At 69.3% G+C, this 514-nt stretch carries 1 pseudogene; it reads left to right on the forward strand.

Annotated features, from left to right (window positions below):
* Nucleotides 1–357, forward strand: a pseudogene (locus tag AC1DWF_RS38765) (2-amino-5-chloromuconate deaminase CnbZ); the annotation flags it as partial.
* Nucleotides 358–514 lie beyond the last annotated feature (157 nt).

Genomic DNA, 514 nt, shown 5'->3' on the forward strand with positions numbered 1-514 from the left:
GCGCCGAGCTTCGTGGTCGCGGGCAGCGGCGAGTCCCAGGAGGGCAAGGGCAACTACCGCGACCACACCGTCGCGCTGGGCGACCTCTCGCCGGCGGGGTCGCTGAGCAAGGGAAAATTCGTGCTCGGGGAGATGGAGCGGCGCATGACGGCGCTGGGTTTCGGCTGGGCCGACACGACGGGCGTGCAGGTCTACACGGTGCATGACCTGTATCCTTTCCTGGCGAGCGAGATCGTCGGCCGCGGCGCCGCGCGGCACGGGCTCACCTGGCAGTTCTGCCGCCCGCCGGTGCAGGACCTCGAATACGAGATGGACTGCCGCGGCGTGTCGGTGGAACGGGTGCTGCCCCCATCGTAACGCCTGGGCTCTGACGCGCTGCATGCTTCCTGGGCAAAGCTTGTGCGGGAAGCCTTGTGAAAGGGGTATCGGCCCTTGACCGGCCTGCTTTCCCCGCAAGGATCGGACGTCCAGCCAGGAGGTCCGCGCCTTGCCGTCCGTCCGCCTCACCCGCCGC

The organism is Aminobacter sp. P4_D5, assembly GCF_056401815.1.